We start from the raw sequence: 22,422 nt of genomic DNA on the forward strand, positions 1-22,422 counted from the left end.
GCCAGCGGGGCACGCAGGTCGAGCGCACGAGCGGCCGTCAACGCCTCGATCGCGAGTACCCGGGTCAGTCCGTCGATCGCCCGGCGCAGCTTCCGGGCCGCCGACCAGCCCATCGACACGTGATCCTCCTGCATCGCCGACGACGGAATCGAGTCCACACTCGCCGGCGCCGCCAGCCGCTTCAGCTCCGAGACGATCGCGGCCTGGGTGTACTGGGCGATCATGTGGCCGCTGTCCACCCCGGGGTCGTCGGCCAGGAACGGGGGCAGCCCGTGATTGCGGGCGACGTCGAGGAAGCGGTCGGTGCGACGCTCACTCATGCTCGCCACGTCCGCGACGACGATCGCCAGAAAGTCCAGCACGTACCCGACCGGCGCCCCGTGGAAATTGCCGTTCGACTCCACCCGCCCGTCCAGCGTCACCACCGGATTGTCGACGGCGCTCGCCAGTTCCCACGACGCCACCCGCTCGGCGTGCGCGAGCGTGTCCCGCGCCGCCCCGGCGACCTGCGGGGCGCACCGCAACGAGTAGGCGTCCTGCACCACCGTGCAATCCGGCCCCGCATGGCTGGCGACGATGGCTGAACCCGCGAGCAACCGCGTCATGTTGTCCGCAGCAGCCGCCTGTCCGGGATGCGGCCGCAGCGCCTGCAGGTCCGGGGCGAACACCCGATCGGTGCCCAGCAAACCCTCCACACTCATCGCCGCTGTCACGTCCGCGAGCGACAGCAGCCGACGTAGATCGTGGCACGCCAACACCAGCATGCCGAGCATGCCGTCCGTGCCGTTGATCAAGGCCAGCCCTTCCTTCTCCTCGAGCACGACGGGTTCGATTCCGGCGGCGGACATCGCCTCTCGCGCCTGCATCTGCGACCCGTCCGCATCCCGCACCGTGCCCTCACCGATCACCGCGAGCGCGACATGGGCCAGCGGCGCCAGATCACCCGAGCACCCGAGGCTCCCGTATTCGTGGACCACCGGCGTGATGCCGGCCGACAGGAGCGACGCGTAAACCTGCGCGACCTCTGGGCGCACCCCCGTGCGCCCGGTGGCCAGGGTCGACAGGCGCAACAACATCAACGCCCGCACCACTTCCCGCTCGACCCCGGGACCCGACCCTGCCGCGTGCGAGCGAATCAGGCTGCGCTGCAATCGGGCACGCAATCGAAGCGGAATGTGCCGGGTCGCGAGGGCTCCGAACCCGGTGGACACTCCGTAGACGGGCTTCGGATCCTCCGCGAGATCCTTGATGCGCCGACGTGACTCGCTCATCGCAAGGAGCGCGTCTTCGGACAGCGTCACGGCGGCGCCTCGGCGAGCGACACTCAGCACCTGCTCCGGTGTGACAGCTCCGACGCCGAGTACGACGGTCTCCTCGGCTGGTGCACAGTCGTCTCCGTGACGCGCAACGGTATCGATGCTCATACTTCTTCTTCCCTTCGGAGGTGTGGATTCTGGATGCGGTCGAGCAGTCGTGTGCGCTGATCTCGATCGAGGGCGAGTTCCGCCCCGACCGCTGCCATCGCCAGTGCCCCGTCCAGTACCGCTTCGTCGGCGGACGGGGACGTGCCGTGCAGTGCGAACTCGGCCGTGTGGTGTGCGGCATCACCGACGTCGTACCCGATGGTCGGGTGGATGGCGGGTAGCACGTGGGAGACGTTCCCCATGTCCGTCGACGCGATGTGGTCGCCCGCCCGGGACAGGGCGGTCCGGCCGCGGGTGCCGATCGCCCGGGAGTATGCGCGGGTCATGAAATCGTCCTGTCGTAATTCCGCGAAGTCCTCGCCACAGGGTGTGATGGTGACGTCCGTGCCCGTTGCGAGGGCACCGGCTTCGAGACACGCTCGCACTCTCGCCTGCACCTGCCGGAGCTTGGCCGTCGAGGTCGCTCGAATCTCCACTGCCACCCGGGCATTCGACGGAATCACATTGCAGGCGTGCCCGCCGTCGGTGACGATGATCGATACGACGAGGCCGGGCTCGAGTTGCTGACGCAGGAGTCCTACGGCGTTGTACGCCACGGCCACCGCGTCGAGTGCGTTGGCGCCCAGCCACGGGGCTGTCGCGGCGTGCGAGGACCGACCGCTGTACTCGGCCGTCCACTGGCTCATCGCCAGGGAGGATCCGCCCACCTCGTCTCGCCCGCCCGCGTGCACCATCATGGCGGCGGCGACATCGTCGAATACGCCGGCTCGCAGGAGGATGGCCTTCCCGCCGCCCGCTTCCTCGGCAGGGGTTCCCACGAGCTTGACCCGGACATCCAGGGTGTCCGCCACCTCCGCCAACGCGATTGCCGCACCCACCGCGGCGGCGCCGTTGACGTTGTGCCCACACGCATGGCCGATCTCGGGAAGCGCGTCGTATTCGGCGCAGAAGCCGATGGTGAGGGCGCCGGTACCCTTGGTCGCGACGAAGGCCGTCGCCAGGCCCCCGACGCCGTGCGCCGTCTCGAACCCGGCACCTTCCGCGAGGTCGATGATCTTGGATACCGATCGATGTTCCTCGAATGCCAGTTCCGGCTCGTGATGGAGGCTGTGGCTCAGGGTGATCAGTGCGCCCGACCAGGTCTCCACACAGGACTCGATCTTCGCCGCAACATCGGCTGGGACGAGCGTACTTCGGTCCGTCATGAGAGGTCCGACCCCTTCCGGTAGCACAGTCCGAGGCCGGCCCCCACGAGTGCGACCGCTGCACACACGCACCACAACCACACGTAGGACTGCAACGTGACCCCCGCGGAAGTGCTGGTCGCGGACAGGATTGCGCCGACTGTGGCCGCTCCGATCGCCGCACCCATCGAGAGCGCGAGTTCGTTGATCCCCGCCGCCATGGCGGTCTCGCGGTCGGGTACCGATTCGACGCACAGTGCGCGCGTCGAGGCCTGATAGCCGCCGAAACCGACGCCGAGCAGAGCGATGGCGGCGAGATACTGGGGCGCCGTCGAATGCCAGAGGAGCAGACTGCCGAACGAGGCTGCGATCAGGGCGCCCGAAAGGGCAAGTGCCTGCCGTTCGCCGAGCCTGCGAAGCATCGTCGCGGTGGAGAGTGAACTCGCCAGCGCGAACACGTTGAGAGCCAGTGCGACCAGCGCGATCGAACGAGGCCCGTAGGAAAGGCCGAATCCGCTGTCGTCGGGCGAGGACCCGAGAAAGACGGCGTTCGCACCGAAGAAGCCGATCGTCGAGAAGGCCAGACAGAAGGTGACCCCGGAGACGACGGCCACGGGTGGGTGGACGAGCATGCGGAGATCCACCATCGGGAACTTCGAGGCCGAGTCGACGCCGATCCATGCGGCGAGACCGACGACACCCACAAACATCGATCCGATCGTTTCTCCCGATGTCCATCCCCAGTCCGCACCGAGCGACAGGGCGGCCACCACGCCGGCCAGACCGAGCGAGAGCAGGGCGAAGGACACGAGTGGAATACGGCCGCCCGCCCGTGGGGCCCCATCGGGAAGCAGGAAACCGGCGATCACCGCCAGGACCGCGACCGGTACCGCGACCCACAGCCCGAGGGTCGCCGACCGCTCGCTGAGGGAGCCCGAGACGACACCGCCGATGCCGACGGCCGCGGTGAGGACGCCGACCAGGAGGCCGACTCCCGTACGGCGACTCGCCGGCGCCTGGTGTCGCAGGATCCCGATCAGGAGTGGCATGAAGCCCACGACCGCACCCTGGAGAACGACACCGACCGAGATCGTCAGCACGCTCGGCGCGATCGCCATGATCAGCGACCCGGCAGCGACGAGGGCAATGGAGAGGCGGAGAAAACGGCGGTACCCGAACGAATCGCCCAGTTTGGCGAGTAACGGTGTCCAGATCGCGAACGCCAACTGAGACAGCAGATAGATCCTGGTCTGTCCGGATGCCGTGATCTGGAGGCTGTCGCCGAGCGAAGGCAGCAGTGGGGTGAGATAGCCCTGTGTGACGCCGCTGAGCAACTCGACGGTGGCCATCGAGCCCAGCAGTGCCCCTACCGGGAGCCGTCTGGCCCTCAGGTCTTCACCCACAACCGATATTGTTCGCATCATCGACCTCGACTTCGCTGTGCCTGGTTGTTCCAGGTTGCGCACCTGCGCTGCGACAACTCTCGGTGGCCCACCTCACTAACCTGGAAAGATGACCGGTTTCTCACAGAAGAGGCCCTGCAGAATGCCAGATGTAACGCCAGAGGTAGCTACCGAGCTCGATCTCGCCATCACGGACGCCCTCCAGCTGAACCCGCGAGTCGACTGGGCAGAGCTGGCTCAGACCCTCGGGCACACACCGAAGACCCTCGCGAGAAGGTGGAAGCTGCTGACCGAACGCGGTTCCGCGTGGGTTGCGGTCGTTCCCGGCCCGGCATTCGTTCGCCAGGGATGTGCCACATTCCTGGCCGTCCACTGCAGACCTCAGGCGAAACGCGACGTGGCCCGGGCACTCGTCGGCGAATCGGCTGTGGCGACCGTGTCCAGCACGACTGGCGCAGCGGATTTCCTTCTCGACGTGTTCGTTCCCGGCATGGCAGATCTCGCTCGGCTTCTCGACGACCGGATCGAACGAATCGACGGAATCACCGCGATGACATCGATGGTCGCGCTGACCACCTACCGGGAGGGTTCGCGGTGGCGGGTCCAAGCCCTGGACCTGGAACAGTCCACTCGCCTGGTGCCGCCGACCCCCTCCACCCGTCGGACACCGCTTTCCTCACTCGACGACCTCGACCGGGCTCTGCTTCAGTCCCTGGCGACGGACGGCCGGCAATCCTGGACCGATCTCGCCGCCCGGTGCGGGACGACCGGGCCGACCGCGCGCCGCCGAGTCGAGAGAATGACGGACTCGGGTCGTGTCGCCCTGCGGTGCGAGGGAGCCCCCGAACTTCTCGGGCCCATCGTGCCGACGACTTTCATGATGACCGTTCCGCCGGGTGAGCTGAACACAGCGGGAAACCTTTTGGGCCGCATGCCCAGATGTCGTGTCGTCGAGGCCGTCACGGGAACGTCGACGATCGTCGCCACCATGTGGTTTCGGGCGGCTGCCGAGATCGCGCCGTTCGAGGCGGCCCTGACGCGCGAACTCCCCTCACTCGTGATCACCGACAGGTTCATCACCCTGCACACGTTGAAGCGGGGCGGGCACGTCCTCGATCCCCTCGGCCGGACCACTGGCGTGATCCCGTTGACTGCGTACTGAAGGGCGCCCGAATCACCGTCACGTCGGGTCCGTCACAACCGCTGCAATTCGACGTCGCCGAGTTCCCCGTCCCGGACGGTGGTCGTCATGTACGTGCAGTGCGGCTGCCGCCGTCGATCCGTCGGTGATCCCGGGTTCAGCAGTCGCAGACCGGTTTCCGTGGTGGTGTCCCAGGGAATGTGGCTGTGCCCGAAGATCAGGACGTCGGTGTCCGGGTAGGCGGCCGACATCCGTTTCTCCCTGCCTGCGGAGGCCCCGGTCTCGTGCACGACGGTGATGCGCACCCCGGCCAGGGTCACGTCCGCCCGCTCGGGCATCAGGGCGCGCAGGTCGTCGCCGTCGTTGTTGCCCCAGCACGCCACGAGCCGCGCCGATCGGGCCTGCAGGGCTTCGTACGTGGGGAGATCGACCCAGTCGCCGGCGTGGATCACCACGTCCGCGCGGTCGACCTCGTCCCACACCCGGGCGGGCAGGTCTCGTGCCCGTTTCGGGACATGGGTGTCGGCCAGCAGCAATAACCTCACGGTGACAGTCTGCGCCACGTGGCAGGCGCGGCCGTTACGCGCCCGCGAGCGCGGCGGCGTCCTCTGCCTGCAACAGCAGACCCATGTGCTCACGCATCCGCTGGGCGTCCGGCTCGAGGCCGGTGAAGATCCGGAAGGAGTCGACAGCCTGTCCGATGGTCATGCCGATTCCGCTGAGGGTCCGGGCGCCGATGTCCCGGGCGCGGGCGAGGAGTTCGGTTTCGGCGGGACGGTAGACGACGTCCGCGACCCACAGGTCGGGGCGTAGCAGGGCGGCGTCGAGTGCCATGCCGGGGTGGGCCGCCATGCCGATCGGCGTCGCGTGGATGAGGCCCTGGGCCGCACCGACCGCGGCGGGAACGGCGGAGAGGTCGCCGGCAGCGATTTCCCGGTCCGGGAACAGTTCGGCGAGCGAGTCGCGCAGGTCCTTCGAGCGCGCGGCGTCGGCGTCGATGATCGTGAAGTGTCCGACACCCCGGGTCAGTGCGGCGTAGGCGACGGCCGCGCCTGCCCCGCCGGCCCCGAGTTGCACGACGCGGTTCATGGGCGCGCCTTCGAGACCCTCGTCCATGTTGCGCGCGAATCCGGACCAATCGGTGTTGTGGCCGATCAGGCGCCCACCGTCGATGTGGACCGTGTTGACCGCGCCGAGCTTGCGGGCGTCGTCGGACAGGTCGTCGAGGAGCGGAATGACGGCCTGCTTGCAGGGGTGCGTGATGTTGAGCCCGTTGAACCCGAGGAGCTTGGCGGCCGAGAGGAGCTGCGGCAGTCCCTCGACCCCCATGCCCAGCGTGTCGAGGTCGAGGATCCGGTAGACGTACCCGACGCCCTGCGCGCGACCCTCGGCCTCGTGAAGCGGCGGGGTCAGCGATTTCGAGATCCCGGTGCCGATCAGACCGCACAGGTACGACGGGCGAGCGGTGGGGGCATCGAGGTCACGAGAGGTCATGGCGATCACTTCCGGGAGAGGGCTGGGAGCTAATTAACTATCTAGTGAGTTATGTCACGGTAGCATACCTCCATACCGCGCGAAAGACAGCAGAGGCAGGAGTTTCACCGATGACACGAAGCGAGACGACGGGCGCGACCTCCGAGAAGGAGACGGTCAAACGGACCCGTAACCCCGAGAAGACCCGGGAGAACATCCTGCGGGTGGCGATGACGGAATTCGCCGACAAGGGCCTGACCGGCGCCCGCATCGACGAGATCGCAGCGAAGACCGCCACCACGAAGCGGATGCTCTACTACTACTTCCGCGACAAGGAGGGGCTGTACCGGGCGGTTCTCCAGCGTGCCTACGAGGAGATCCGCTACGAGGAGTCCCAGCTCGACGTCGACCACCTCGAGCCGACCGAGGCGATCCGGGCGCTCGCCGAGCTGACGTTCGACCATCACGAAGCTCACCCGGACTTCATTCGTCTCGTCGCGATCGAGAACACGAATCGCGGCGTCAACCTCGTCCAGGCCGAGGGGCTCCCCGAGACGCAGGCCCCGGCGATCCGCACGCTCGAGCAGATCCTCCGGCGAGGGCAGGAGGCGGGCCTCTTCCGCACCGACACGACGGCGCTCGACATCCACATGCTCATCAGCTCGTACTGCGTCTTCCGGGTGGCAAATCGGTACACGTTCAGGGCGCTGTTCGACTGGGATCTCACCGGCGCGGAGAACCGCCCCCACCTGCGCACGATGATCGGCGACGTCGTCCTGGCCTACCTGCAGCAGCCCGGAAAAGTATGAACTAACCATTTCGACCATTATTGACTCGAGGCTGTGACCGGGGTTACCTTGCTTCTACGACCTACGAACACCTGCTCTTCCGAGCCGCCAGTGTTCACATTCCTCGCTCCCCAGGAGTATCGATGACCATCGACTACGGCACCGGCGTCTCCGGTCGAAACGGTGACGGCAAAGGCCGCTCCTCCGTCGACCCCAACGCTGATCCCACCAACGCGAAGAAGGCCGCGAAGGCCGCGTTCTTCGGCAGCCTGCTCGAGTACTACGACTTCTACATCTTCGCCTCGGCTGCTGCGCTGGTGTTCCCGCACGTGTTCTTCGAGGGATCGAAGAATCCGCTGCTGCTGTCGCTGGCCACCTTCGGCATCTCCTACATCGCGCGCCCGATCGGCGCCGTGTTCGTCGGACACTTCGGCGACCGGGCCGGACGCAAGAAGGTGATGATGTTCTGCCTGGTTCTCATGGGCGTCGTCACGTTCCTGATCGGCTGTCTGCCGTCGTCCGAGCAGGCCGGGATGGTCGGACCGGTGCTGCTGGTGCTGCTGCGCATCTGCCAGGGCATCTCCGCGGCGGGCGAACAGTCGGGTGCGGGCTCACTCACCCTCGAGCACTCCCCCGCACACCGTCGCGGCTTCTTCTGCAGCTGGACGCTCACCGGTACCCAGGCCGGTTTCATCGTCGCGAGCCTCGCGTTCATCCCCGTCGCGGCGCTGCCCGACGAGACCCTCTACAGCTGGGGCTGGCGCGTCCCGTTCTGGTGCAGCCTCCTCGTCCTCGTCGTCGCCTACATCGTGCGTCGCAAGCTCGAAGAGCCCGAAATCTTCATCGCCAACAAGGAAGCGCTGGACGAGACGCCCGCCCCGCTGCCCGTCGTCGACCTCTTCCGCACGCACTGGCGCGACGTTCTCCGTGTGGTCTTCTGCGCGTTCATCGCCGTCGTCAGCACCGTGTTCTCCGTGTTCGGCCTCGCCTACGCCACCACCCCCGAGATCGGGATGAGCCGCACGACCATGCTGTGGGTCGCGATCGCCGCCAACGCGGTGGCCCTGGTCTCGCAGCCGCTGTTCGGCATGCTGTCCGACCGGATCGGCCGCAAGCCGGTGTTCATCGGTGGCGCGATCGGTTCGGCCGCCGGAATCTTCCTGTACTTCGCCGCGATCGGCACCGGCAACGTGGCGATGATCTTCCTCGCGGGCATCCTGCTGATGGGTGGCGTCTACGCCGGGACCAACGCCATCTGGCCGGCGTTCTACGCCGAGATGTTCTCCTCGCGGGTTCGCTACTCCGGCATGGCGATCGGCACGCAGCTCGGATTCGCTCTCGCCGGTTTCGCACCGACCATCGCCCAGGCACTGCGGGGCGCCGACCCCAAGAACTGGGTGCCGGTCGCGATCTTCACCGCCGTCTGCGCGCTCATCGCCGCGGCCTCTGCCTCCACGGCCAAGGAGAACTCCCGCACTCCGCTGCTCGACCTCGACAAGGAGGATGTCGCGCTCACGAAGGCGAAGGCGAACGCGAAGGTCTGACCCACTCGGAAACGAACGATGCGCCCGGCACGTGTGCCGGGCGCATCGTCGTGTCGGTGCCTAACGCCGCAGTTCGTGGGTGAGTGCTTCGAGTTCGTCGCCGCCGGCCATCTGCTGGGTGAGTTCTTCGAGGCTGATCTCGTCGAACGTGCAGTCCAGTTTCTGGCGGCCGCGGTTGAGGAGGACGAAGTGGTCGCCGACCATGTAGGCGTGGTGCGGGTTGTGGGTGATGAACACGACCCCGAAGCCCTGTTCCTTGGCGGCGGAGATGTAGCGCAGCACCATCCCGGACTGCTTGACGCCGAGGGCGGCGGTGGGCTCGTCGAGGATCAGCACGCGGGCGCCGAAGAAGATCGCCCGGGCGATCGCCACACACTGGCGTTGGCCGCCGGACAGCGACCCGATGGGGGCGTCGACGTCGGGCAGCTCGATGCCCATCTTCGACAACTCGGACATCGTGGTGGCGCGCATCCCGTTCGCGTCGAGGGACTTGAGCGGTCCCTTCCGTAGTTCCTGGCCGAGGAAGAAGTTCCGCCACACCGGCATCAGCGACACCACCGCCAGGTCCTGGTAGACCGTGGCGATGCCCTTGGACAGGGCCTCCTTCGGCGAGCCGAACGTGAGGGCCTCGCCGTCGACGAGCAACTCGCCCGAACTCTGCTGGTGCAGGCCGGCGATGATCTTGATCAGGGTGGACTTGCCGGCCCCGTTGTCGCCGAGGACACCGGTGACCTCCCCGGCCCGCACCCGCAGGTTGATGTCCTCGAGGGCGATGATGTTGCCGTACTGCTTGCCGACGTGTTTGAGCTCGATCAGCGGGATCTTGTCGCCACCACCGGGTTCGGTATCGACGGGAAGTTGTTCGATGGTACTCATACCGGTCACCTCTTGGCGGCGTAGTTACGGAAGGCATTGTTGGCGATGACCGCGAACAGCAGCATCGCGCCGAGGAAGAACTTGAACCAATCCGGGTTCCAGCCGGCGTAGACGATGCCCTGGTTCGTCATGCCGAAGATGAACGCGCCGATCGCGGCGCCGATCGCGGTGCCGTACCCGCCGGTGAGCAGGCAGCCGCCGATGACCGCGGCGATGATGTAGAGGAACTCGTTGCCGATACCCTGCCCGGACTGGACGGTGTTGAACGAGAACAGCAGGTGCATCCCGACGAACCACGCGGCGAACCCGACGGTCATGAACAACCCGATCTTGACCTTCGTGACCGGGACGCCGATGGCGCGGGCGGAGTCCTGGTTGCCGCCGACGGCGAAGATCCAGTTCCCGATCCGGGTCTTGAACAGCACCCAGGTGGCGATCGCGGTGAACAGCAACCACCAGACCACGGTGATCCGCACCGACACCCCGCCGACCTCGAACGAGGACGCGAACACCCTCTTCGCCGAGTCGAACCCGGCCATGTCGGACACGCTGGGGGTGGCGACCTGCCCGGTGACGAGTTTGGTGACCGCCAGGTTGATGCCGGTGAGCATCAGAAACGAGCTCAGCGTGATCAGGAAGCTGGGGATCTTCGTCTTCATCACCAGGTACCCGTTGAAGAACCCGACCGCCAGCGAGACCACGAGGGCGAGGGCGGCGCCGGCCCACAGGTTCAGGTGCAGGTTGTAGGCGATCATCGACGCCGCCAGGGAGCTGGTGGTGACGGCGACGCCGGCGGAGAGGTCGAATTCCCCGCCGATCATCAGCAGCGCCACCGCGCACGCCATGATCCCGATCGTCGACGAGGCGTAGAGCACCGTGGCCAGCGCTTCGGGGCTGCGGAACGGGGGTGCGACGACCATGAAGAAGACGAAGATGGCGATCGCACCGAACAGGGAACCGATCTCGGGGCGGACCAGCAGACGCTGCAGGCGTTTCTGCTCCTTCACCCGCTCGTCGTGGACGACCTTGTGACTGGCAAGGTCCAGATCTTGCTGTGTGGACATGATTTCCTCTCCGCGCCGGTGGATCTCAGCGTTGTGCGATGCCGGCCGGTCGTGCGACCGGGTCGATGGTGATGGTGTGTGCGTGAGATGGACCCACCGGGGTCCGGATCGTGTGCCCTGACATGTGATCGACCGCCGATCAGCGGGTGCCGGCCTTGGCGTACTCGGCGACCTTGTCGATGTTGGACTTGTCGATGAACGACGGCCCGGTCAGAGTCGGTCCGCCGCCGCCGATGACGTTGCCGTTGTTGAGGTAGAGCCACAGCGAATCGATGGCCAGGTAGCCCTGCAGGTACGGCTGCTGGTCGATGGCCCACTGCACGCTGCCGTCCGAGATGGCGTCGACGAGTGCCGCGTTGGTGTCGAACGTGTAGACCTTGGCCGGGCTGCCCGCGTTGCCGACCGACTGCACGGCGGTGAGGGCTATCGGAGCGCCGAGCGTGAGCACACCGTCGATGGACGGGTCCTGCTGGAGCTTGGCAGCGATCGTCGAGTTCACCGACGGCATGTCCTCACCGTTCACGTTGAGGGTCTCGAACGTGCCGCGGAAGGTCTGCTTGGCGCCGGCGCAACGGGATTCGAGCTGGATCTGGCCCTGCTGCTGGATGACGCAGATGACGTGCTTGGCGCCGTCCTCGTTCAGCCGGTTCCCCGCGGCCTGGCCGGCGATGGTCTCGTCCTGCCCGAAGTACTGGGTGACCCCCATGTCCTTCCAGGCTCCGTATCCGGCGTTGAACGCGGAGATCGGGATGCCTGCGTCCTGCGCGCTCTTGACGGCGGGAGCCATCGCCTCGGGGGTGGCGAGGGTGAGCGCGAGCCCGTCGACCTTCGAGTCGATGGCCGTCTGCACGAGGTTGGCCTGGTTGGGAGCCTGCGGATCGGAGGAGTACTTCAGTTCCACGTTGTCCTTGTCCGCGGCATCCTGCGCGCCCGTGCGGATCAGGTCCCAGAACGTGTCGCCCGGTGCCGCGTGCGTGACCATCGCGATCGTGATGCGCGGGGTGTCGGCGGTGCCCGCGCCGATCCCGGACCCGCTGCTGTCCGGCTTGCCTCCGGTGCTCGAGCACGCCGCGAGGCTCATCACCAAGGCACTCGCGCAGGCCAGTACCGCCACGCGACGCCGGTTGGGGAAGTTCATCTGCTTTTCCTCTCGGGGGGACGAACGGCCCGGTGACGTCTCGGCCGTGTGCCTTAGATGTAATACGCGTCACACCCGAAAGTCAATAGTTTGTCTGGACATTAGGACCACAGATCAAATGAGCGGACATGGTGACCCCGCAGACGGCCCGGAAATCGAGCAGATCGCTGGACGGATGCAGGCGCGCTCAGCGCGTGACCGCTGCCCCGGCGTCGCGCGGCAGACGCAGGGTGTCGACCACCGTGCACAGCATCAGCAGGCCCAAAAGAACGAAGGTCCAGGAGTATTCGGAGCCGAACCCGCGCTCGGACGACGTCGCCAACGGCGTGAACGCGGTGAGGGCGAGCGCCGCGACCGCGATACCCAGACCGGCCGCCAGTTCCTGCACGGCAGCGTTGAGAGTGTTCGCGTGCGTGAGGTCGGCACGATCGATGTCGGAAAACGCGAGACTGTTGTACGCGGTGAATCCGACCGAGCGCAGGGCCCCGCTCACGAAGAGGACCGCCGCGATGACCGGCATCGGGGTCGACGAGCTCAGGGCGGCGAGCAGCCCGAAGCAGCCGACGGACAGCAGGGCGTTGACCAGCAGGATCGGCCTGATCCCGAAGCGCCGCATCAGCGGCGTCGTACAGGGCTTGATGGCAATGTTGCCGGCGAACAACGCCGCGACGAGCAGACCCGCGAGGAACGGCGTCCAGCCGAAGCCGAGTTGGAACTGCAGCGGCAGCAGGAACGGCACCGCGGTGACGATCAGCCGGTAGAGCGACCCCCCGGTGACAGTGGTGCGTAGCGTGCGCACGCGCAGCACGCGGAAGTCGACGAGCGGGTGGGGCGTGCGGGCGAGATGGCGCACCGAGGCCGCCAGCAGAACGACCGCGACCACTCCCCCGATCGCGACTCGCCGCCAGTCGGTGCCCGTCACACGGATGCTCTCCAGCGCGATGAGGGCTGCCGCGATTCCCGTTCCGACTCCGAGGAGGCCCCGCCAGTCCAGCCTGCTCGTCGACCGCGAGCCTCCCCCGTGAACCAGCTTCAGGGACAGCAGGATTCCGAGAATGCCGATGGGAATGTTGATGACGAAGATCCATCGCCACGAGCCGACGGTGGCGATCGCACCGCCGAGCAGGGGCGCGATGACCGGCGCCGCGAGCGCGGGCCACGTGAGCAGGGCTATCGCGCGGACGAGGTCGCTCTTCGTGCTCGACCGCAGCACCGCGAGCCGCCCGACCGGCACCATCATGGCGCCGCCGACTCCCTGCAGCACCCGCATCGCGACGAGCATCGGCAACGACACACTCGCCGCGCACCCGATGGACGCCAGCGTGAACACGGCGATGGCGGCCACGAACACGCGGCGGGTCCCGAACCGGTCGGCCACCCACCCGCTCGCGGGGATGAGGACGGCGACCGTGACCAGGTAGGCGGAGATCGCGATGTTGACGTCGACTGCGTCGACACCGAAAGACTCGGCGATCAGCGGGACGGCGGGCGCGATGATGGTGGCGTCGAGAATCTCCATGAAGAGGGCACCTGCCACCAGCAGGGCCATTCCACGGGGGAACGACGTCGCGCGCGCGGTTCTAGCGATCGACAACGGTCGTGTCGAAGTAGTACCGCGACGCGCGGTAGCAGTGGCTGCCGAACTCGACGGCGCTTCCCGAGTCGTCGAACGCGGTTCGGTTCATCGTCAGCAGCGGCGCCCCGGTCTTCTCGTCGAGCAGCGACGCCTCCGCCTTGCTCGCCGCTTTCGCGCCGATGCGTTGCCGTGCGAGACGGATGTGCACGCCGCGGGCCCGGAGTGCGTGGTAGAGGCCGTGCGCCTCCAGTTCCTCGGGGTCCGGCGCGAGGTCCACCGGGATGTAGTTGGTCATCAGCGCCAGCGGTTCGCCGTTGGTACTGCGGAGGCGCCGGATGGATGCGACCTCGGCGCCGGGCTGCAGGTTGAGTTCGGCGGCGACGTCTTCGGCCGGCACGGATACCTGGTAGTCGAGAAGCTTGGTGGTCGGGCTCTGCCCCGCCCGCGCGAGGTCGTCGAAGAGGCTCGTGAGTTCGACCGGCCGATGCACGGCGCTCTGCACCACCTGGGTTCCGACCCCACGTTTGCGGACGAGCAGCCCCTTGTCGACGAGCTCCTGGATGGCGCGGCGCGTGGTGGGGCGTGACAGGTTCAGCCGCTTGGCGAGCGCCAGTTCGTTCTCGAAGCGGTCACCCGGGGCGAGTTCCCCGCCGATGATCGCGTTCTCGATCGTCTGCGCGAGCTGGAAGTACAGCGGAACCGGGCTCGATCGGTCGAGCTCGACTGCGAGTGGTGCACCCACGGACAACTCCGATCCTCGTGCGCGGGGCGACGTCGCCGTCGCCGATCTTTCCGGCAGTGTATGCGAACACTAACACCAGATTGACTTCAAGTAATAATGTCAGGACAAAGTCTTGACAGGAGTCGGTGAGGTGGAGCACAGTTTCAATCAGACCTCGGCGCCCTGCGCAGACCACCCACAACGACCTATTCGGGAGTCAGCCTTGACCACCATCCAGACGCATACCAACCGGAACGGATTGGACGTCCTCGCCATCGGGCGCTGCGGTGTGGACATCTACCCATTGCAGACCGGAGTCGGACTCGAACACGTCGAGACGTTCGGCAAGTTCCTCGGCGGAAGCGCGGCCAACGTCACCGTCGCCGCCGCCCGCCTCGGCTGCCGCAGCGCGCTCATCTCGGGCGTCGGCAACGATCCGTTCGGACGCTTCGTCCGCACGGCACTCACCGACCTCGGCGTCGACAACCGCTACGTCGGCATCGACACCGAGCACCCGACTCCCGTCACGTTCTGTGAGATCTTCCCGCCGGACGACTTTCCGCTGTACTTCTACCGCAAACCTGTCGCTCCGGACCTGCAGGTGACGCCGGCGGACGTCGATCTCGACGCGGTCCGCGACGCCAAGCTGTACTGGTCGACCGTCACCGGTCTGTCCGAAGAGCCCAGCCGCAGCGCGCATTTCGCAGCCTGGGAGGCCCGCGGACGCCGCACCCACACCGTCCTCGATCTCGACTACCGCCCGATGTTCTGGTCCTCCCCCGCCGACGCCACCGCTCAGGTGCAGCGCGCCCTCCAGCACGTCACCGTCGCGGTCGGCAACCGTGAGGAATGCGAGATCGCGGTCGGCGAGACCAACGCACACAAGGCCGCGGACGCCCTGCTCGATCTCGGCGTCGAACTGGCCATCGTCAAACAGGGCCCCAAAGGGGTCCTCGGGAAGACACGCACCCAGAGCATCACGGTGCCCCCGAACGACGTCCAGGTGGTCAACGGGCTCGGTGCCGGCGACAGCTTCGGCGGCACGCTGTGCCACGGCCTGCTCGCCGGGTGGCCGCTCGAGAAGATCCTGCGCTACGCCAACGCCGCGGGGGCGATCGTCGCCTCCCGGCTCGAATGCTCCACCGCGATGCCGACGGCCGACGAGGTCCGGGCGCTCGCCGATTCCACCACTTCGGAGGCTGTCAATGTCTGAAACTCTCGCTCACCGCGCAGTCTGCACGTCCTACGCCGACGTCACCGAGGTACGCGCGAACGACCCGGCCGCCATCGACCGCGCTTGGGCGACCCGGATCGCCCGGCCCACGGTCCGCGGTAACGGCCGGCTCATGATCGTCGCCGCCGACCACCCCGCCCGCGGTGCACTCTCGGTCGGCGACCGTCCGACCGCGATGAACAGTCGCACCGACCTCCTCGACCGCCTCCGCACCGCCCTGCGCAACCCCGGTGTGGACGGCGTGCTCGCCACCGCCGACATCCTCGACGATCTGGTGCTGCTCGGCGCGCTCGACGACAAGGTGGTCATCTCGTCGATGAACCGCGGCGGCCTGGCCGGCGCCAGTTTCGAACTCGACGACCGGATGACCGGCTACACCGCGGCCGGCACCGCGAAGGCGGGCATGAACGGCGGAAAGATGCTGTGCCGCATCGATCTCGACGATTCCGGCACCCTCTCCACCCTCACCGCGTGCGCCCAGGCGGTCGATGCGCTGGCCGAGGCCGGACTGATGGCCATGGTGGAACCGTTCCTGTCGCGGCGTGTCGACGGCAAGGTCAAGAACGATCTCAGCGCCGACGCCGTGATCAAGTCGATCCACATCAGCCAGGGTCTGGGGTCCACGTCCGCCTACACGTGGATGAAGCTTCCGGTGGTCGACGAGATGGAACGCGTCATGGACGCGACGACGCTTCCGACGCTGCTGCTCGGCGGAGACCCGCAGACGGCCCCCGAGGAGACGTTCGCGAACTGGGCCAAGGCCCTCGCGCTGCCGTCGGTCCGCGGCCTGATCGTCGGACGCACCCTGCTGTACCCGCGGGACGAGGACGTCGCCGCCGCGGTCGACACCGCCGTATCCCTCGTTCACTGACGCACGCCGGAGAGGCCCACGATGAACAGCAAGTATTACGTGCCGGTCGGTTCCGCGGCCACCGGACCGTTCGACCTCGAGGTCACCCCCGAATCCGCGGGCTGGACCGAATCGAGTCTCCGGGTGCTCACCCTGGCCCCCGGCGGGTCGGCCGAACTCGCGTCCGGTGACGACGAGATCATCGTCGTGCCATTGGCCGGGTCCGCGGCGGTGTCGAGCGAGGGCACCGAATTCGCCCTCACCGGACGGCGGTCCGTGTTCGACGGGCCGAGCGACTTCGCCTACGTGGGCCGGGATTCGGCCTACACTGTGGCGAGCGCGACCGGTGGACGATTCGCCCTGTGCGGGGCCCGCGCGCGGCAGAAGTTCCCGTTCAGGTACGTCCCGGCAGCCGACGTCTCCGTCGAACTGCGCGGCGCGGGCAACTGCAGCCGCCAGGTGCACAACTTCGGCACCGCCGATCGCTTCGAAGCCGATTCGATCATCGCGTGCGAGGTCATCACTCCCGGTGGCAACTGGTCGTCGTACCCGAGCCACAAGCACGACGAGAACAGCGACGTCGAGTCGCAGCTCGAGGAGATCTACTACTTCGAGATCGCCGACGCCAATTCCACCGCAGTGGATTTCGGCGGAACCGGATTCGGCTACCATCGCGTGTACGGCACTCCCGAGCGGCCCATCGAGGTGCTCGAGGAAGTGCGCTCCGGCGACGTGGTCCTCGTGCCGCACGGCTATCACGGACCGTCGATCGCCGCCCCCGGACATCACATGTACTACCTGAACGTCATGGCCGGCCCCGGCGAAGACCGCGCCTGGAACATCTGCGACGACCCGGCCCACACCTGGCTGCGCGGCAGCTGGGAACACCAGACCGTCGATCCCCGCCTCCCCCTCCACGCACCGTCCGAAGGAGCATGACCGTGGTGTCCACCGCGCCGATGTCGGCGAGCAAGAACCCCAACGCCGAGGGCACCGTCCACCTCACGGTGGCTCAGGCAACCATCCGATTCCTCGCCAACCAGTACGTCGAGCGGGACGGCGAACGCACCAAGTTCTTCGCCGGCTGCTTCGGCATCTTCGGCCACGGCAACGTCGCCGGGCTCGGTCAGGCACTGCTCCAGGCCGAGATCGACGCCGTCGAAGCCGGTACCGAATCCGAACTGCCGTACGTCCTCGGGCGCAACGAGCAGGCGATGGTGCACAGCGCGGTCGCGTACGCACGCCAGAAGGATCGTCTGCAGACGTGGGCGGTGTCGGCCAGCGTCGGCCCCGGCTCGACCAACATGCTGACGGGCGCGGCGCTCGCCACCATCAACCGGCTGCCCGTCCTGCTCCTGCCCGCCGATACGTTCGCGACCCGCGCGAGCGCACCGGTGCTGCAGGAACTCGAACTGCCCTCGAGCGGCGACGTCACCGTCAACGACGCGTTCAAACCGCTGTCGCGCTACTTCGACCGGGTGTGGCGGCCGGAGCAGTTGCCTTCGGCGCTGCTCAGTGCGATGCGCGTGCTGACCGATCCCGTCGAGACGGGTGCGGCCACCGTCGCCATTCCGCAGGACGTGCAGGCGGAGGCGTTCGACTGGCCGGAGTCGCTGTTCGCGGAGCGCACGTGGCACGTGGCCCGGCCGCTTCCCGAGAAGTCGGTGATCGAGCGGGCCGCGGACGTGATCCGGTCTGCGAAGAAGCCGCTGATCGTCGCGGGCGGCGGCCTGATCTACTCCGGCGCCACCGAGGCACTGGCCTCGTTCGCCGAGACGACCGGCATTCCGGTCGGCCAGAGTCAGGCCGGCAAGGGCTCACTGCCCTACGACCACCCGCAGTCGGTCGGCGCGATCGGCTCGACCGGCACCACGGCGGCCAACGCTCTCGCCACCGAGGCCGACGTGATCATCGGCATCGGCACCCGCTACAGCGACTTCACCACGGCGTCGCGCACCGCGTTCAACAACCCCGACGTGCGGTTCGTCAACATCAACGTCGCGTCGATCGACTCGGTGAAGCAGGGCGGCGTCAGCGTCGTCGCCGACGCCCGCGAGGCACTCGAGGCGCTCACCGCGGCACTGGGCGACTACCAGGTTTCCGGCGAGTACCGTGCGCGCACAGCAGAACTCGCCGACCACTGGGAGTCCACGGTGGACTCGGTCTACAAGATCGACGACGACTCGCTCGGCCTCAACCAGAACCAGGTCATCGGTCTCGCCAACACGCTGTCCGATCCGCGCGACGTTGTCGTGTGCGCCGCCGGCTCCATGCCCGGCGACCTGCACAAGCTGTGGCGTACCCGCGACTCCAAGGGCTACCACGTCGAATACGGGTTCTCGTGCATGGGCTACGAGATCGCCGGCGGCATCGGCGCCAAGATGGCCTGCCCCGACCGCGACGTGTTCATCATGGTTGGCGACGGCTCGTACCTGATGATGGCCACCGAACTCGTCACGGCCGTGCAGGAGAACGTCAAGGTCATCGTGGTCCTCGTGCAGAACCACGGCTTCGCGTCCATCGGATCGCTGTCGGAGTCGCTCGGCTCGCAGCGGTTCGGCACCGACTACCGCTACCGCGGCGACTCCGGCCGGCTCGACGGCGACATCCTGCCCGTCGACCTGGCGGCCAACGCCGCGAGCCTCGGCGCCGACGTGATCCGCGCGAACACGGCCGCCGAGTTCACCGACGCCGTCAAGGTGGCGAAGGCCAGCGACAACACCACCGTCATCCACGTCGAGACGGACCCGCGAATCGCGGCCCCGGACAGCGAATCCTGGTGGGACGTGCCGGTCAGCGAGACCAGCACCCTCGACTCCACCCGGACCGCCTACGAGACGTACGCGCAGTGGAAGAAGATCCAGCGTCCGTTCCTGCGCCCGTCCGGCAACTAACTCTCCCTCAGTAGAACTTTCGAAAGGATTTCCCGATGAGCGTTATTCGCGTCGGATCCGCCCCCGACTCCTGGGGTGTCTGGTTCCCCGAAGACCCGCAGCAGACCCCGTACGGGCGGTTCCTCGACGAGGTGTCCGCGTCCGGTAACGAGTGGATCGAGCTGGGCCCGTACGGCTACCTGCCGACCGATCCGCAGCAGCTCCGTGACGAACTCGCGGCCCACAATCTGAAACTGTCGGCCGGCACCGTGTTCGAGCACCTGCACCAGGACGACTCCTGGGATGCCGTGTGGACCCAGATCGAGGACGTCGCGAAGCTGACCGCCGCCGCCGGCGGCAAGCATGTGGTCGTGATCCCGGAGATGTGGCGCGACCCGAGCAGCGGCGAGGTGCTCGAGGACCGCAATCTCACTGCGGAGCAGTGGAAGAAGAAGACCGGCGGCATGAACGAGCTGGGCAAGAAGATGTTCGAGCAGTACGGCGTGAAGGCGCAGTACCACCCGCACGCGGACAGCCACGTCGACACCGAGGAGAATGTGTACCGCTTCCTCGACGGTACCGACAGCGAGTACGTGAACCTGTGCCTCGACACCGGCCACATCAGCTACTGCGGCGGCGACAACCTCGCGATCATCGAGCGCGCTCCCGAGCGGATCGGCTACCTGCACCTCAAGCAGGTCGATCCCGAGGTCCGCGCCAAGGTCGAGGCCGAGGACCTGCCGTTCGGCGAGGCCGTCAAGCTCGGCGCGATGATCGAGCCGCCGCTCGGCATCCCCGACCTGCCGCCGCTGCTCGCCGCAATCGAGAAGCTCGACATCGACGTGTTCGCGATCGTCGAGCAGGATCTCTACCCCTGCGCTGTGGACGTTCCGCTGCCGATCGCCCAGCGCACCCGTAAGTACCTGGGGTCCTGCGGGATCCCGTCCGTCACGTTCGTCTAACCGATCACGTCAGGAGCTAGTCAGCTATGTCCGGAAGCAACGACCTGCGCATCGCCGTCCTGGGTGTCGGAATGATGGGTGCCGACCACGTCGCACGCATCACCGAACGCATCAAGGGCGCCACCGTCGCCGTCGTCAACGACTACTTCGTCGAGAAGGCCGAGCAGATCGCGGCCGGGATCCCCGGCTGCCGGGTGATCGGCGACCCGCTCGACGCGATCGCCGACCCGGGTGTCGACGCCGTCGTCCTGGCCACCCCCGGCCCGACGCACGAGAAGCAGCTTCTCGCCTGCCTCGAGCACGGCAAGCCGGTGATGTGTGAGAAGCCGCTGACCACAGACGTCGCCACGTCCCTCGAGATCGTCAAGCGCGAAGCCGAGCTCGGTAAGAAGCTGATCCAGGTCGGCTTCATGCGACGTTTCGACCACGAGTACGAGCAGCTGAAGTCGCTCATCGACGATGGTGTGTTCGGGCAGGTGCTTCTCGCCCACTGCGTGCACCGCAACCCCGCCGTGCCGCCGAGCTTCGACAGCTCGATGATCGTCAAGGACTCGCTGGTCCACGAGGTGGACGTCACCCGATTCCTGTTCGACGAGGAGATCACCTCGGTACAGATCCTCCGCCCCGCCGCGAACCCGGGTGCACCCGAGGGACTGCAGGATCCGCAGATCGCGTTCTTCAGCACCGAATCCGGTCGCCACGTCGACGTCGAGGTCTTCGTGACCACCGGTGTCGCGTACGAGGTGCGCACCGAGATCGTCGCCGAGAAGGGTTCGGCGTTCATCGGTCTCGATGTCGGACTCGTCCGCAAGTACGGCACCGGCGCGGGCAACGGCCGCTCGGGCGCAGGTATGTCGGGCGGGGAGATCACCCCGTCGTTCAAGGAACGCTTCGGCCAGGCGTACGACGTCGAGATCCAGCGCTGGGTCAACGCCGCCCGCACGGGCGCGGAGACCGGCAACTACATCGACGGACCGGGTGCGTGGGACGGCTACGCCGCCGCCGCCGTGTGCGCCGCCGGCGTGCAGTCGCTCGAGACCGGCGAGCGCGTGGCCGTCGACATGGTCGACCGTTCCTCCATTCCGGGGGCATGAACACGATGAAGATTGCACTCGACCCCACCCCCTTCCACCACGACTACTCCCTCCTCGAATTGCCGGCGGTGGTTGCCGAACTCGGCTTCGAACACCTACAGCTCACCCCTCATCGCGACATGATCCCGTTCTTCAACCACCCGAAGGCCGACGACGAGCTGGTCCGGCAGTTCCGCAAGTCCTGCAGCGACGCGGGCGTCGGAATCGCCTCCGTGTTGCCGGTCCTGCGGTGGTCGGGCCCCGACGAAGACGCCCGCGAGGCGGCGGTGCGGTACTGGAAGCGCGCCATTCAGATCACCGTCGACCTCGGTGTGAACGTGATGAACACCGAGTTCAGCGGCCGCCCGGAGAAGGCCGAGGAATCGGAGCGCGCCTTCTACCGGTCGATGGAGGAACTCGTCCCCATCATCGAGCGTGAAGGCATCGACGTTCGCATCGACCCGCACCCCGACGATTTCGTGGAGAACGGTCTGGACGCCATCCGGATGATCCGCGGCATCAACTCGAAGAACTTCGGACTGGTGTACGTCGCGTGCCACTCGTACCACATGGGCGCCGGGATGCTCGAGATCATGCGCGCGGCCGGCGACATGCTGCGGCTCGTCCACGTCGCGGACACGATGGATCACCACCGCTCCCACGGACTGCGGTACATCACCAACCCGCCCGGCAACCCGGTGCGTGTGCACCAGCACCTCAAGATCGGCGACGGCGACCTCGACTGGGACGAGTTCTTCGGCGGGCTCGGCGAACTCGGCTTCTACGACAAACCCGACACGGTGATGGTGTCGAGCGTTTTCGCCGAAGACGAGAACGCTCACGACGTCTCCCGCTACCAACTGAAGACCATGAAGGATTACATCGCGCGCACGCGGTGAAAGGACAACACATGAGCACCAATATCACTCGCGAGATCGCACACTGGTCCGACGGCAAGGGATTCGCCGGTACGAGCGGCAACACCGCCCCGGTGACGAACCCGGCCACCGGTGCCGTCACCGGTCAGGTCGCCCTCGCCAGCGTCGAGGACGCCCGCGCCGTCATCGACGCCGCCGCCGCCGCGTTCCCCGCCTGGCG

At 67.2% G+C, this 22,422-nt stretch carries 21 protein-coding genes; 11 read left to right on the forward strand and 10 right to left on the reverse strand.

Annotation, left to right across the window (positions count from 1 at the left end; genetic code table 11):
- The 3 genes from hutH to ACNJ7E_RS00660 form a co-directional block, all read right to left on the reverse strand.
- On the reverse strand, nucleotides 1-1,424 hold a 1,424-nt coding region (gene hutH, locus ACNJ7E_RS00650), incomplete at its 3' end, for a histidine ammonia-lyase (RefSeq protein WP_418338760.1).
- A complete protein-coding gene (locus ACNJ7E_RS00655; protein ID WP_280782370.1) occupies nucleotides 1,421-2,629 on the reverse strand; it encodes an amidohydrolase in 1,209 nt (402 codons plus the stop codon). The genes ACNJ7E_RS00655 and hutH, both read right to left, overlap by 4 nt.
- Nucleotides 2,626-4,011, reverse strand: coding sequence for an MFS transporter (locus ACNJ7E_RS00660; RefSeq protein ID WP_280782369.1), 1,386 nt, complete (start codon nucleotides 4,009-4,011; stop codon nucleotides 2,626-2,628). Before ACNJ7E_RS00660 ends, ACNJ7E_RS00655 begins: the two co-directional genes overlap by 4 nt.
- Nucleotides 4,012-4,153: 142 nt before the next feature.
- Here ACNJ7E_RS00660 and ACNJ7E_RS00665 point away from each other — a divergent pair, with 142 nt between their 5' ends.
- Nucleotides 4,154-5,173, forward strand: coding sequence for an Lrp/AsnC family transcriptional regulator (locus ACNJ7E_RS00665; RefSeq protein ID WP_418338762.1), 1,020 nt, complete (start codon nucleotides 4,154-4,156; stop codon nucleotides 5,171-5,173).
- A gap of 32 nt (nucleotides 5,174-5,205) precedes the next feature.
- Here ACNJ7E_RS00665 and ACNJ7E_RS00670 read toward each other — a convergent pair whose 3' ends face one another.
- Both ACNJ7E_RS00670 and ACNJ7E_RS00675 read right to left on the reverse strand, forming a co-directional pair.
- The gene (locus ACNJ7E_RS00670) at nucleotides 5,206-5,697 is read right to left on the reverse strand and encodes a metallophosphoesterase family protein (protein ID WP_283333592.1); all 492 of its coding nucleotides are present in this window, start codon (nucleotides 5,695-5,697) and stop codon (nucleotides 5,206-5,208) included.
- A 34-nt stretch (nucleotides 5,698-5,731) separates the two neighbouring features.
- Nucleotides 5,732-6,646 carry a shikimate dehydrogenase gene (locus ACNJ7E_RS00675; RefSeq protein WP_283333591.1) on the reverse strand — a complete coding sequence of 305 codons (915 nt, stop codon included), beginning with the start codon at nucleotides 6,644-6,646 and terminating at the stop codon, nucleotides 5,732-5,734.
- A gap of 110 nt (nucleotides 6,647-6,756) precedes the next feature.
- Between ACNJ7E_RS00675 and ACNJ7E_RS00680 the strand changes: the two genes are divergently transcribed.
- Both ACNJ7E_RS00680 and ACNJ7E_RS00685 read left to right on the forward strand, forming a co-directional pair.
- Nucleotides 6,757-7,434 (forward strand): TetR/AcrR family transcriptional regulator, encoded by a 678-nt coding sequence (locus ACNJ7E_RS00680; protein ID WP_418338763.1) that lies wholly within the window; start codon nucleotides 6,757-6,759, stop codon nucleotides 7,432-7,434.
- A gap of 122 nt (nucleotides 7,435-7,556) precedes the next feature.
- A complete protein-coding gene (locus ACNJ7E_RS00685; protein ID WP_280782364.1) occupies nucleotides 7,557-8,957 on the forward strand; it encodes an MFS transporter in 1,401 nt (466 codons plus the stop codon).
- Between the two features lie 60 nt (nucleotides 8,958-9,017).
- On the opposite strand, the gene ACNJ7E_RS00690 is transcribed toward ACNJ7E_RS00685, so the two are convergent.
- The 5 genes from ACNJ7E_RS00690 to ACNJ7E_RS00710 form a co-directional block, all read right to left on the reverse strand.
- The gene (locus ACNJ7E_RS00690; RefSeq protein WP_105414955.1) at nucleotides 9,018-9,833 is read right to left on the reverse strand and encodes an ATP-binding cassette domain-containing protein; all 816 of its coding nucleotides are present in this window, start codon (nucleotides 9,831-9,833) and stop codon (nucleotides 9,018-9,020) included.
- A 5-nt stretch (nucleotides 9,834-9,838) separates the two neighbouring features.
- On the reverse strand, nucleotides 9,839-10,897 hold the full coding sequence (locus tag ACNJ7E_RS00695; protein ID WP_105414953.1) for an ABC transporter permease: 1,059 nt from the start codon (nucleotides 10,895-10,897) through the stop codon (nucleotides 9,839-9,841).
- A gap of 139 nt (nucleotides 10,898-11,036) precedes the next feature.
- Nucleotides 11,037-12,035, reverse strand: a complete 999-nt coding sequence (locus tag ACNJ7E_RS00700) for a substrate-binding domain-containing protein (RefSeq protein WP_280782363.1) — start codon at nucleotides 12,033-12,035, stop codon at nucleotides 11,037-11,039.
- Between the two features lie 187 nt (nucleotides 12,036-12,222).
- Complete coding sequence (locus ACNJ7E_RS00705) at nucleotides 12,223-13,584, reverse strand: MFS transporter (RefSeq protein ID WP_418338764.1); 1,362 nt, start codon at nucleotides 13,582-13,584, stop codon at nucleotides 12,223-12,225.
- A gap of 31 nt (nucleotides 13,585-13,615) precedes the next feature.
- Nucleotides 13,616-14,353: a GntR family transcriptional regulator gene (locus ACNJ7E_RS00710; RefSeq protein WP_418338765.1), complete on the reverse strand. Its 738-nt coding sequence runs from the start codon at nucleotides 14,351-14,353 to the stop codon at nucleotides 13,616-13,618.
- Nucleotides 14,354-14,555: 202 nt separating this feature from the next.
- On the opposite strand from ACNJ7E_RS00710, the gene iolC reads away from it, so the two are divergent.
- The 8 genes from iolC to ACNJ7E_RS00750 all read left to right on the forward strand — a co-directional run.
- The gene (iolC, locus tag ACNJ7E_RS00715) at nucleotides 14,556-15,545 is read left to right on the forward strand and encodes a 5-dehydro-2-deoxygluconokinase (protein ID WP_280782362.1); all 990 of its coding nucleotides are present in this window, start codon (nucleotides 14,556-14,558) and stop codon (nucleotides 15,543-15,545) included.
- Entirely contained in the window at nucleotides 15,538-16,437 is a 900-nt protein-coding gene (locus ACNJ7E_RS00720) for a Cgl0159 family (beta/alpha)8-fold protein (protein ID WP_280782361.1), read from the forward strand. Before iolC ends, ACNJ7E_RS00720 begins: the two co-directional genes overlap by 8 nt.
- Before the next feature lie 21 nt (nucleotides 16,438-16,458).
- The gene (iolB, locus tag ACNJ7E_RS00725; protein ID WP_280782360.1) at nucleotides 16,459-17,355 is read left to right on the forward strand and encodes a 5-deoxy-glucuronate isomerase; all 897 of its coding nucleotides are present in this window, start codon (nucleotides 16,459-16,461) and stop codon (nucleotides 17,353-17,355) included.
- Nucleotides 17,352-19,310: a 3D-(3,5/4)-trihydroxycyclohexane-1,2-dione acylhydrolase (decyclizing) gene (iolD, locus tag ACNJ7E_RS00730; protein WP_280782359.1), complete on the forward strand. Its 1,959-nt coding sequence runs from the start codon at nucleotides 17,352-17,354 to the stop codon at nucleotides 19,308-19,310. The genes iolB and iolD overlap by 4 nt, the downstream gene beginning before the upstream one ends.
- 35 nt (nucleotides 19,311-19,345) lie before the next feature.
- Complete coding sequence (locus ACNJ7E_RS00735; protein WP_418338766.1) at nucleotides 19,346-20,251, forward strand: sugar phosphate isomerase/epimerase family protein; 906 nt, start codon at nucleotides 19,346-19,348, stop codon at nucleotides 20,249-20,251.
- A gap of 26 nt (nucleotides 20,252-20,277) precedes the next feature.
- A complete protein-coding gene (locus ACNJ7E_RS00740) occupies nucleotides 20,278-21,345 on the forward strand; it encodes a Gfo/Idh/MocA family protein (RefSeq protein ID WP_005562834.1) in 1,068 nt (355 codons plus the stop codon).
- Nucleotides 21,346-21,350: 5 nt separating this feature from the next.
- Nucleotides 21,351-22,223 (forward strand): sugar phosphate isomerase/epimerase family protein, encoded by an 873-nt coding sequence (locus tag ACNJ7E_RS00745; protein ID WP_005261338.1) that lies wholly within the window; start codon nucleotides 21,351-21,353, stop codon nucleotides 22,221-22,223.
- A gap of 11 nt (nucleotides 22,224-22,234) precedes the next feature.
- On the forward strand, nucleotides 22,235-22,422 hold a 188-nt coding region (locus ACNJ7E_RS00750), incomplete at its 3' end, for an aldehyde dehydrogenase family protein (protein ID WP_418338767.1).

Origin of the sequence: Rhodococcus mengyinensis (assembly GCF_048381435.1) — a bacterium.
Taxonomy (GTDB): domain Bacteria; phylum Actinomycetota; class Actinomycetes; order Mycobacteriales; family Mycobacteriaceae; genus Rhodococcus_F; species Rhodococcus_F opacus_D.